Origin of the sequence: Rhodococcus sp. EPR-147 (assembly GCF_001647185.1) — a bacterium.
Classification (GTDB): Bacteria; Actinomycetota; Actinomycetes; order Mycobacteriales; family Mycobacteriaceae; genus Rhodococcoides.
In genome coordinates, this window is record NZ_LVCU01000541.1 from 1 (window position 1) to 10050 (window position 10050).

Annotated in this window: 11 protein-coding genes; 4 read left to right on the plus strand and 7 right to left on the minus strand. The window is 64.0% G+C overall.

Translation table 11 applies throughout. The annotated features are described in order from the left end of the window. On the minus strand, positions 1-685 hold a 685-nt coding region (locus tag A2J02_RS23860), incomplete at its 3' end, for a ThiF family adenylyltransferase (RefSeq protein ID WP_082899548.1). A 270-nt stretch (positions 686-955) separates the two neighbouring features. Between A2J02_RS23860 and A2J02_RS23865 the strand changes: the two genes are divergently transcribed. Both A2J02_RS23865 and A2J02_RS23870 read left to right on the plus strand, forming a co-directional pair. Further along, positions 956-1834: an EAL domain-containing protein gene (locus tag A2J02_RS23865; RefSeq protein WP_068054546.1), complete on the plus strand. Its 879-nt coding sequence runs from the start codon at positions 956-958 to the stop codon at positions 1832-1834. A 51-nt stretch (positions 1835-1885) separates the two neighbouring features. Beyond that, the gene (locus A2J02_RS23870) at positions 1886-2221 is read left to right on the plus strand and encodes a hypothetical protein (protein ID WP_068054549.1); all 336 of its coding nucleotides are present in this window, start codon (positions 1886-1888) and stop codon (positions 2219-2221) included. Positions 2222-2242: 21 nt separating this feature from the next. Here the strand turns inward: A2J02_RS23870 and lpdA are convergent, their stop codons facing one another. From lpdA to pdhA, 4 genes are read right to left on the minus strand one after another with little or no spacing between them, the layout of a single operon-like run. Further along, positions 2243-3610 carry a dihydrolipoyl dehydrogenase gene (gene lpdA / locus A2J02_RS23875; protein WP_068054552.1) on the minus strand — a complete coding sequence of 456 codons (1368 nt, stop codon included), beginning with the start codon at positions 3608-3610 and terminating at the stop codon, positions 2243-2245. Next, a complete protein-coding gene (locus A2J02_RS23880) occupies positions 3607-4887 on the minus strand; it encodes a dihydrolipoamide acetyltransferase family protein (RefSeq protein ID WP_068054554.1) in 1281 nt (426 codons plus the stop codon). Before A2J02_RS23880 ends, lpdA begins: the two co-directional genes overlap by 4 nt. Continuing rightward, positions 4884-5888 carry an alpha-ketoacid dehydrogenase subunit beta gene (locus A2J02_RS23885; protein WP_068054557.1) on the minus strand — a complete coding sequence of 335 codons (1005 nt, stop codon included), beginning with the start codon at positions 5886-5888 and terminating at the stop codon, positions 4884-4886. Before A2J02_RS23885 ends, A2J02_RS23880 begins: the two co-directional genes overlap by 4 nt. Beyond that, complete coding sequence (gene pdhA / locus A2J02_RS23890; protein ID WP_068054560.1) at positions 5885-7000, minus strand: pyruvate dehydrogenase (acetyl-transferring) E1 component subunit alpha; 1116 nt, start codon at positions 6998-7000, stop codon at positions 5885-5887. The genes A2J02_RS23885 and pdhA overlap by 4 nt, the downstream gene beginning before the upstream one ends. A 158-nt stretch (positions 7001-7158) precedes the next feature. Between pdhA and A2J02_RS23895 the strand changes: the two genes are divergently transcribed. Continuing rightward, positions 7159-7644, plus strand: a complete 486-nt coding sequence (locus tag A2J02_RS23895; protein WP_068054563.1) for an Lrp/AsnC family transcriptional regulator — start codon at positions 7159-7161, stop codon at positions 7642-7644. A 28-nt stretch (positions 7645-7672) separates the two neighbouring features. Here the strand turns inward: A2J02_RS23895 and hppD are convergent, their stop codons facing one another. Next, positions 7673-8878 carry a 4-hydroxyphenylpyruvate dioxygenase gene (gene hppD / locus A2J02_RS23900; protein ID WP_068054567.1) on the minus strand — a complete coding sequence of 402 codons (1206 nt, stop codon included), beginning with the start codon at positions 8876-8878 and terminating at the stop codon, positions 7673-7675. Between the two features lie 207 nt (positions 8879-9085). On the opposite strand from hppD, the gene A2J02_RS23905 reads away from it, so the two are divergent. Beyond that, entirely contained in the window at positions 9086-9598 is a 513-nt protein-coding gene (locus tag A2J02_RS23905; RefSeq protein ID WP_068054570.1) for an Lrp/AsnC family transcriptional regulator, read from the plus strand. 40 nt (positions 9599-9638) lie between these two features. On the opposite strand, the gene A2J02_RS23910 is transcribed toward A2J02_RS23905, so the two are convergent. Beyond that, on the minus strand, positions 9639-10050 hold a 412-nt coding region (locus A2J02_RS23910; RefSeq protein WP_331712160.1), incomplete at its 5' end, for a Na+/H+ antiporter NhaC family protein.

The following is a 10050-nucleotide window of genomic DNA, read 5'->3' on the forward strand; positions in this document are numbered from 1 at the left end:
AGCGTTCGATATCGAGGACGCCTCCGTCGCTGGTCTCCATCACCACAGGAATACCTTGGGCGCGGGCGTGGTGGCGGACCAGCAATTTGGTGTCGATCGAGTCGCATTCCTCGACGACGAGATCGAGTCCGTCGAGGAAGCCACCGAGCGTCTCGGCCGTCACACCGTTCGCGAAGACCTGCACATTCAGATAGGGGTCGAGCTCGGAAATTCGTCGGGCTGCCACGACCGCTTTGTTCACGCCCAGATCGAGCACCGAAGTCGGGACGCGGTTGAGATTCGACAGATCGAGCTCGTCGAAGTCGGCCAGACGCAACTCCCCGCACAATCCCTCCAGTGCGAGGGTATGCGCGACGGCATGACCGACACTCAGCCCGACGATTCCCACCCGCAGACCTCTGAACCGAGCTTGCTCTTCGGTGGTGATCTTGTTTCTGTTGCGGTCCAGTCGCAGCCGATCGAAGCCGCGTGGACCGAGGACCCGCACCAGTGAGCGCCGCCATGGGTAGTACACCCACCGTGGCTCTTCCGCGAGGTCGCCGGCGATCGCGGGAAGTAGCCCACGAAGCGAGGCCAACTGGTCGGGTGTCGTGTCGACGACGCCGATGGCGGGATCGTCGATCAGACCACGGACGATCGAGTCGTGTTCGTGCTCGGACGGATCGAACACTCTGTGCTCTGACATTGCTGAGTCTCCGCATCTTTCGGATGATTGTCGCCGACGGGCGGCACTGATCACGTCCCACAGCCGGACGCGACACCAGGCTGGTTCACGTTACTGAACAACGGGCGGCAATCATTGCCAGGCTGCGGATCGCTTGATAAGAACTAAGCAGACGCCGTCCATCCGCTGTGGCGAAGCCCCGCGTACGGACAATGCGCCCGCGTGCCGCGGCACAGGGAACGAAAGTCTCTGTGTACGTGCAGCGGTGGGACCGAGAACGTGGGGTGAGAATTGGGCGTCGACAGGGGCTTCGACGAGCGTTTCGGCTCACTGACCTCGATCTTTCAGCCGATCGTCGACTCGAGAACCGGGTTGGTCGTCGCGCACGAGGCACTCACCCGGTGGCCGGCGTTTCCGGACACCTCGCCGGAACAGATCTTCGACATCGCTCGCACCATGGGAATGGTCGACGAGTTGGACCGCAGATGCATTGAGTCGGCAGTCACCACAGCGGCACAGTCGACCCCTGCAGACCACGCGCCGCGTACGTTGTTCGTCAACATCGAAGCCGAAGCGATGTCCTCCGAGAACTCGTCGGCCTCGGTCCGCCGCCTCAGCCAGTTGCTCCGCGCAGGCGGCTCCCAGGTTCGGCCGGTTGCGGAATTCCCCGAACGCTCCCTGCTCACCGACCCTGCACGCCTGCTCAGATCGGCGGACCGACTCCGACGTGACGGAGTCACCATCGCTCTCGACGACGTCGGTGCCGACCCCGACTCTCTGGTACTGCTGCCCCTTCTGGCACCGGAAGTGATCAAACTCGACAGATCGTTGCTCGACGACGACCTCCCCGGCGACAAGCTCGCCACCTTGCTCGCCGTGCTCGCATACTCGAGCCGGTTCGAGGTGACACTCATCGCCGAAGGAATCGAAACCGAGAGACAGAAGGACAAGGCCTTGGCGTGGGGTGCCGACTACGGGCAAGGGTTTCATCTCGGCCGTCCCGGCCCCCTCGATGCATCCCCGACCTCCTCCTTTCCTGTGCAGCCACGCCCTCCTGTGACGAGACCGTTGACCGACATTCTCGACGACCGCGCCACCGACACGACGTCGATCTCGCTCCTCACGTCCATCTCCGACCATTTGCTCGACTTCGCGATGACGACCACCTAGACTCTGACGATCGTCGTCGCGTTCCGCGAACCGGAATTGTGCAGCGCAGACATGGCGCGCAAACTGCAGCATCTGGCGCGCCGACACCCGTACGTCAAAGCGCTCGACGCACCGCGCGCACTGTTCACTGCCACCGATGGGGTGCGCCACGCCGACCTGGTTCAACCCTCGGAAAGAATCGGTGCCATCGCCGTCATCGGCCAACGGTTCTACTGCGCCCTGGTCGCCGCCCCGCTCGACCCCGATGCTCCAGCCTCGCCGTCGAACGAGTGGAGGTATTTCTTCAGCACCGATCCGGCCCAGGTCTGCGACTCTGCGCGCACACTGATCGTGCACAGTTCGAGCCCCACCCGACCCGGGCCCGACCTGACATCGGGTCGACCATGACGAAACCTGTTCCGGCAGCGGTCAACTGTGCGCGTGCAGCGGACGTCCCGACAGCGCCATCATCGCCTCACCGAGTGCCTCGTTCTGCGTGGGGTGAGCATGCACGAAACTTCCGACTTCAGATGGCAGTGCTTCCCATGCCACGGCGAGTTGTGCCTCGCCGATCAGCTCGCCCACGCGGTCACCGACGAGGTGAACGCCGACAACCGGGCCGTCGTCACGGGCTCGAATCACTTTGACTCCGCCGGCGGTGGACAGGATGCGGCTCTTGCCGTTGCCGCCGAGATCGTAAACAACCGAGGTCACTGTGCCGTACTTCTGCTCCGCGGCCCTTTCGGTGAGTCCCACCGACGCGACCTCCGGATGCGAATACGTCACCCGCGGAACGAGATCACCGTCGATGAGTGCCGGTCCGAGGCCGGCAATGTGTTCGGCGACGAACATGCCGTGTTGGAATCCTCGGTGAGCCAACTGATACCCCGCCACGATGTCGCCGACGGCATAGACGCCGTCCGCGGTGGTGAGCAGACTGTCGTCGACAGTGACGAAGCCGCGTTGGGTGGCGATGCCCTGTTCGGCCAGACCCAGGCCGTCGGTGCGGGGTCCGCGTCCGACGGACACCAGGACGAGGTCGGCCGAGAGGGTGTCCCCGGACGACAGTGACACAGAGACTGCGTCGGGAGATTCGGTGACGGACTCGACCTTGGTGCCGGTACGAATGTCGATGCCGCGCTTGCGTAATGCCTTGGTCAACTGCTTCGAGGACCATTCGTCTTCACCGGGAACGATGCGATCGAGCGCCTCGACGACGGTGACCTTCGCGCCGAACGATGCCCAGATACTGGCGAACTCGATACCGATCACACCGCCGCCGAGCACGACGACCGACTCCGGAACCCGATCCAGGGACAATGCCCCGTCACTCGTGAGCACGCGCGGCCCCAGTTCGATACCGGGGATGGTGCGTGAATACGAGCCGGTGGCGAGAACCAGCGAGCCCCCGGTGATGCGTCGACCCTCCACCTCGACGGTACGAGGACCGACCACCTGTCCACGACCGGACACGATTTCGATACCCGGACGCTTCAGCAATCCCTGCAGACCTGCGTACAGGCCGGCGACGACGCTGCGCTGATAGCCCAGTGCCGCGGGCATGTCCACACCAGTGAACGATGCGGTGACGCCGACATGCGCCGAGCCGCGCACCGCGTCGGCAACCTCGGCGGTGTACAACAGGGCCTTGGTGGGGATGCATCCGCGATGCAGACAGGTGCCACCGAGCTTGTCTTCCTCGACCAGCGCGACCGTCAGGCCGAGTTGCTCGGCCCGCAGGGCGCACGAATAGCCGCCCGACCCTCCACCAAGAATGAGAACGTCCACGTCGCTCATCGGACGGATCCCAATGCCACGACGGGGTTCTCGACAAAATCGGCAACGGTGCGCAGGAACCCGCCGGCCACTCCGCCGTCGCACACGCGGTGATCGAACGCCAACGACAACTGCGCGACCTTGCGGACGGCCAATTGGCCGTCGACCACCCAGGGACGGTCGATGATGCGGCCGATGCCCAGGATCGCGGCCTCGGGGTGGTTGATGATCGCGGCCGAGCCGTCGACCCCGAACACTCCGTAGTTGTTGAGGGTGAACGTTCCGCCGCTCAGCCGAGCTGCGGGCAGTGAGCCGGTTCGCGCGAGTTCGGTCAACTCGGCCAACCGCTCGGAGAGTTCCTTCAGAGAGGCCTTGTCGGCCTGCGGCACAACGGGAACCATCAGTCCACGGTCGGTCTGCGCGGCGATGCCGAGTCCGACGTTCTCGTAACGCAGGATCTCGCCTGCAGCGGTGTCGACCGTGCTGTTGAGCTCCGGGAACTTGGCCAGCGCGATCATTGTGAGTTTGGCGAGGACCGCCAGCAGCGTCACCTTGACGCCGTCTATGGAGGCATCGAGGTCGCGTCGGGCCTGCATCAGAGCCGTCGCGTCGACGTCGACCCACACCGTGGCCTCGGGAATCTCCGCACGACTGCGAGAGAGCTTGTCTGCGATTGTCTTACGAATCCCGGTGATCGGGATTCGAGTGACTCCCTCGGCACTCGGAGTGCTCGAGGTCAGTGCCCGTTCCACATCCGCGCGGGTGATGACTCCATGACTGCCGGCGACATCGATAGACGCCAGATCCAGCCCACCCTGCAACGCCATGCTGCGAACGATCGGGGAGAGCACCTTCGGCGCATGTGAGTGGAAACTCGTAGCCTGGGTCGAGTTTCCGCTCACCTGCGGCGCAGCCGCTCTCTGCTGCGGCGGAGCCGCACTCCGCTTGCGACGACCGGTCGGGCCGTGTCCTGTGCCGTAGCCGATGAGCACATTGCCCGAGCCGGCGCGTTCTTCCTCGCGGTACCGCTCATGGGCGGCAGGCGTATCGGAAATAGCACCGCCGGTGATGCTGATCAGGGGAGCACCGACGGCCAGTGAAGTGCCCTCGGCGGCGTGCAGTTCGCCGACCAAACCCTCGAAGGGACACGGCACCTCGACGGACGCTTTTGCAGTTTCGACCTCGACGACGACCTGATCGATGGTGACGATGTCGCCGGGCTTGACCTTCCACTCGACGATCTCGGCCTCGGTCAGTCCCTCACCGAGGTCGGGGAGCAGGAACACCTGCATGCTCATACCGTGACCGCCTTGCTGAGATCGGGAGCATCGTTCCACTGCAGCCGGTCCATCGCGTCGAGCACACGGTCGGCGGACGGCAGGTGGAAGTGCTCGAGTTTCGGTGCCGGGTAGGGAATATCGAGTCCGGCAACGCGGAGTACAGGGGCGTGCAGGTGATGGAAGCAGCGCTCGGATACGCGTGAGGCGATCTCGGCAGCGACGCCGGCGAAGCCCTGCGCCTCCTGAATCACGATGCAGCGTCCGGTCTTACGGACCGAGGCCGCGACGGTCTGGTCGTCGAACGGATTGAGCGATCGCAGATCGATCACCTCGACGCTCCGGCCGTCCTCGGCCGCGAATTCCGCGGCCTGCATGGCGACCGACACGGTGGGTCCGTAGGCGAGAAGCGTGACGTCGGTACCGCCTCTGCGTACGACCGCCGTGCCGATCGGCTCGGTCTTTCCCAATTCGATGTCGTCCTTGGAGAAGTACAGCCGCTTCGGTTCGAGAAAGATCACCGGATCCGGATCCGCGATGGCGTCACGCATCAGTGAGTACGCGTCGGCGACGGTGGACGGTGAGACGACCTTCAGGCCCGGGGTGTGGGCGTAGTAGGCCTCGGACGAGTCGCAGTGATGCTCGACGCCGCCGATACCGCCGGCGAACGGGATGCGTATGACCATCGGCGCGGTGAGTGAGCCACGAGTTCTGTTGCGCAGCTTGGCTACATGAGACACGATCTGCTCGAAGGCCGGGTAGGCGAAGGCGTCGAATTGCATCTCGACGACGGGCTTGTAACCCGACATCGCCATTCCGATTGCAAATCCGACGATACCCGACTCGGCGAGCGGGGTGTCGAAGCAGCGATCGTCACCGAAGACTCGGGTCAGTCCGTCGGTGACGCGGAAGACGCCGCCGAGTGTGCCGACGTCCTCGCCGAACACGACAACCTTCTCGTCCTCGGTCAACGCGTCGCGCAGGGCGGCGTTCAGTGCTCCGGCCATGGTCATCGTGGTCATGACAGTTCTCCTGCAGCGATTTCGGCGGCAACCTGATCGCGTTGTTCGATCAGGGCGGGTGTGGGGGAGGAATAGACGAACCGGAACAGATCCTCGGGGTCGACTTCCTGCTCGACGTTCATGCCGGCGCGAAGCGCAGCGGCGTCGGCGTCGGCCGATACCGTCATCTGCTCGCGCAGCTCGTCGGTGAGTAGCCCCTGGCCTTCGAGGTAGGAATCGAGGCGCGAGAGCGGATCTCGGGCCAGCCACCCTTCGACCTCGTCGGCCTTGCGGTAGCGCGTGGCATCGTCGGCGTTGGTGTGCGCGTCCATGCGGTAGGTGTGCGCCTCGACGACCACCGGCCCCTTGCCTGCTCTGACGTACTTCACGGCCTCGTCCATCACGGCCATCATGGCAATCGGGTCGTTGCCATCGACCTGCTCGCTGCCGATTCCGTAGCCGACTCCCTTGTGCGACAACGAGGGAGCCGCACTCTGACGTGCCAGGGGCACGCTGATCGCGAAGCCGTTGTTCTGCACCAGGAAGATGACCGGTGCCCGGAACACCGCGGCGAAGTTGAGGGCCTCATGGAAGTCGCCCTCACTGGTGGCACCGTCGCCGCAGAAGGCGAGGGCGATGGTGTCGCGACCCTGCTTGGCCTCGGCGTACGCGAAGCCGGTCGCGTGGAGCAATTGTGTTGCCAGTGGGGTGCATTGGGGAGCGATTTTGTAGGCGGTCGGGTCGTAGCCGCAGTGCCAGTAGCCGGCGAGCATGCCGAGCAACTCCACCTGGTCGACGCCTCGCGCCGCGAGAGCCATCGAGTCACGGTACGTCGGGAACATCCAGTCCTGCTCGCCCAGGCAGAGGGCTGCGGCGATCTGGCAGGCCTCCTGTCCGCGCGAGGACGGGTAGACCGCGAGACGGCCCTGCTTGGTCAAAGCTGTTGCCTGCTGGTCGAATCGGCGACCGTGGACCATCGAGCGATACATCTCGAGCAGGCGCTCGTTGGACGGGTGTGCGTAGCGGGCGGCACTGTCCACGCCCGTCCCGTCCGGCGCGAGATACTGCACGGGACGGTCGGCGGGCATGAACTGTTGATAGGACGTTGCCGCTATCTTCTCGACGATCGTCATGACGCACTCTCCTGAAATCGGCTTGTACGGCGATTCTGGCCGATTTTGTGATGAACAAGCCCGAAGGTCGTAGAATTGCAGACATATGGTCGCCAATCGGCGCACGAACCCAGAATCCGTCCGATCGGTGCAAGGAACTACCAGGTAGGAGCGGACGAATGGACGACGTCTCGAGACGTGTGGAGTTGGACGACACGGATCGTCGCATTCTCGCCGAGCTCAGCGCGGACGGTCGGGTGTCGATGCGGGTTCTGGCAGATCGTTTGAATCTCTCGCGGGCACATACCTATACGCGGGTGGACAGACTCAAGGATTCCGGTGTCATCGAACGGTTCACCGTGCAGGTGGATCACGCGGCGTCCGGGCTCGGAACCTCGGCGTTCATCGCGTTGTCCATCCGTCAGGATTCGTGGCGGACCGTGTCCGAGGGGCTGAGGGCGATGGAGTTCGTCGACCATTTCAGCTTGCTCGGAGGGGATTTCGACGTGCTGGTACTCATCAGGACTCCCGACAACGAGAGCCTACGGCTGGTGGTGCTGGAGGGCCTGCAATCGCTCGACGGCGTTCGGGCGACCCGCACATGGCTGATTTTCGACGAGGACCGAGGCGGTCTGGGACGCACGACGCCGCCCACCGAACGCTGACAGTGGGCGGCGTCGAACAGATCACGAGTCAGAAGTTTCCGCGCGCGTCCTGCTCCCGCTCGATGGCCTCGAACAGTGCCTTGAAGTTACCGATGCCGAAGCCGAGTGAGCCGTGGCGTTCGATCAGCTCGAAGAATACCGTCGGGCGATCGACCAGTGGCTTGGTGAAGATCTGCAGCAGATACCCGTCCTCGTCACGGTCGACGAGAATGCCGCGCTTCTGCAGCTCTTCGATCGGTACCCGGACGTTGCCGATACGGGCCCGCAGTTCCGGGTCCTCGTAGTACGAATCGGGTGTGGCGAGAAATTCGACGCCCGCTGCGCGGAGGGCATCGACCGAGGACAGGATGTCGTTGGTCGCGAGCGCCAGATGCTGTGCTCCGGGGCCTCGGTAGAAGTCCAGGTACTCGTCGATCTGTGAACGCTTCTTGGCGATGGCCGGCTCGTTCAGTGGGAACTTCACGCGGTGATTGCCGTTGGAGACGACCTTGCTCATCAGCGCCGAGTAATCGGTGGCGATATCGGCCCCGACGAACTCGGCCATGTTCGTGAAACCCATGACGCGGTGGTAGAAGTCGACCCACTCGTCCATCTTGCCGAGCTCGACATTGCCGACCACGTGATCGAGGGCCTGGAAGATGCGCTTGGGAGCGCCTTCCGGTCGCTGCAACGTCGACGTTCGCGGTACATAGCCCGGGAGGTAGGTGCCCGTATAGCGGGAGCGGTCCACCAACGTGTGCCGGGTGTCGCCGTAGGTCGCGATGGCCGCGGTGCGGACTGTGCCGTGCTCGTCGGAGATGTCGGTCGGCTCTTGCAGTACCCGAGCGCCCTGGGCCCGCGCATGTTCGATGCATCGATCCACATCCGGTACGGCCAGCGCGATGTCGACGACGCCGTCACCGTGGCGGGTGTGGTGGGCGACCAGATCGCTGTCCGGATCGACGGCTCCCTTGATGACGAAACGCACTGCGCCGGACTTGAGCACGTACGCGTGGTGGTCACGTTGGCCCGTTGTCGGGCCCGAGTAGGCAACGAGCTCCATGCCGAACGCGGACTGGAAGAAGTGTGCGGTCTGCGTCGCGTTGCCGACGACCCACACGATGGCGTCCCAGCCGCTGACCGGAAAGGGATCTTTCTTGTCGTCGTACTCGACAAGGCCGACGAGCTGTCGAAGCTGATCTGCATCGAGATCGGCCAATCTTTCGTCGTCATTGAGGATGCTGTCGAGGCTCATGAAGGCTCCCTGGTTGGTGTGATGGCTCGGGCGCGGCGACGAGGGGATCGGCCGCCTTCGGTTCGAGCTGAGCGAACTGTCCTGATGACTCAAACATTGCCGGTGAGAGGTGTCAATCGACCGAACTTCTGCTATCTGAGCTGTACAGATGGGCCAGGAGAATGCGCGGCGTGCTATACAATTCGTACAGAAAACTGGAGGTGCGCGATGGAATCCACATTGGACGAGTTGGACCGGGCGATGCTCGCTGCGCTGCATGACAATTCGAGGATCGGCGTGCTCGAGCTGTCGCGGACGCTCGGCGTTGCGCGTGCCACTGTGTCGGCCCGTCTGCAGCGACTGGAGGACACCGGTGTCATCAGGGGGTATCAACCTCGAATCGGCTTGGCTGCAGCAGGTTACGGCGTTCAGGCGTTCGTGACGTTGGAGATCGCCCAGGGCGCTCTCGGTGACGTCGTCGCTGTTCTGGAGCAAATACCCGGGGTGTTGGAAGCATTCGCAACGACCGGTGCCGGCGACGTACTGTGCCGGGTCGCGGCCGCCTCGCACGACGATCTGCAGCGAACTCTGATCGTGCTCAACCAGTCTCGTACGATCGCACGGTCCACCAGTGTGGTCGTGCTCTCGGAACTGGTCGAGTTTCGAGCGATGCCGTTGCTGAACACCGCCGAGGCCGAGAGAACGCCGAAGGCCCCTGCCTATCGACGAACGCGCGACTGAGCACGTCCGCGTCGAGGCAGGGGCCGAAGAGGCTCTCGAATCAGGTCATCGAAGGCCCGACCACCGTCAGCAACCATACGGTCGGCGGAGCGAGGAGAACGACGAGTCCGCAGTAACCCAACATCTTTCGCTGGAATCGGGCTTTGTCGTCCACTCGTGCCTCGGCCAGGACCATCACGCCGTTGGTGGAGAACGGGCTCACGTCCACCACCGTCGCCGAGAATGCAATGGCAGCAACGAATCCGATGGCTCCCAGCTCGCCGGCGGCGAGCATGGGTGCAGCGAGTGGGAGGGCGATACCGATGGTGCCGATCGACGATCCGAACGCCGAGATGATGGCCACCGCGTAGCACAGGATGAGTGCCGTCAGCAGTGGTGATCCCAGGGCGGAGGCGGCGTCGCCGAGGAATCCCAGCGTACCGTTCTGGGTCATGACCGCCATGTACGTCTGA

What these genes read in the sequence shown, in the direction of transcription:
- A2J02_RS23885 (WP_068054557.1), bottom strand. Translation starts at nt 5,888, where the DNA reads ATGACCACGATGACCATGGCCGGAGCACTGAACGCCGCCCTGCGCGAC.
- pdhA (WP_068054560.1), bottom strand. Translation starts at nt 7,000, where the DNA reads ATGACGATCGTCGAGAAGATAGCGGCAACGTCCTATCAACAGTTCATG.
- A2J02_RS23870 (WP_068054549.1), top strand. Translation starts at nt 1,886, where the DNA reads ATGGCGCGCAAACTGCAGCATCTGGCGCGCCGACACCCGTACGTCAAA.
- A2J02_RS23905 (WP_068054570.1), top strand. Translation starts at nt 9,086, where the DNA reads ATGGAATCCACATTGGACGAGTTGGACCGGGCGATGCTCGCTGCGCTG.
- A2J02_RS23880 (WP_068054554.1), bottom strand. Translation starts at nt 4,887, where the DNA reads ATGAGCATGCAGGTGTTCCTGCTCCCCGACCTCGGTGAGGGACTGACC.
- A2J02_RS23895 (WP_068054563.1), top strand. Translation starts at nt 7,159, where the DNA reads ATGGACGACGTCTCGAGACGTGTGGAGTTGGACGACACGGATCGTCGC.
- lpdA (WP_068054552.1), bottom strand. Translation starts at nt 3,610, where the DNA reads ATGAGCGACGTGGACGTTCTCATTCTTGGTGGAGGGTCGGGCGGCTAT.
- hppD (WP_068054567.1), bottom strand. Translation starts at nt 8,878, where the DNA reads ATGAGCCTCGACAGCATCCTCAATGACGACGAAAGATTGGCCGATCTC.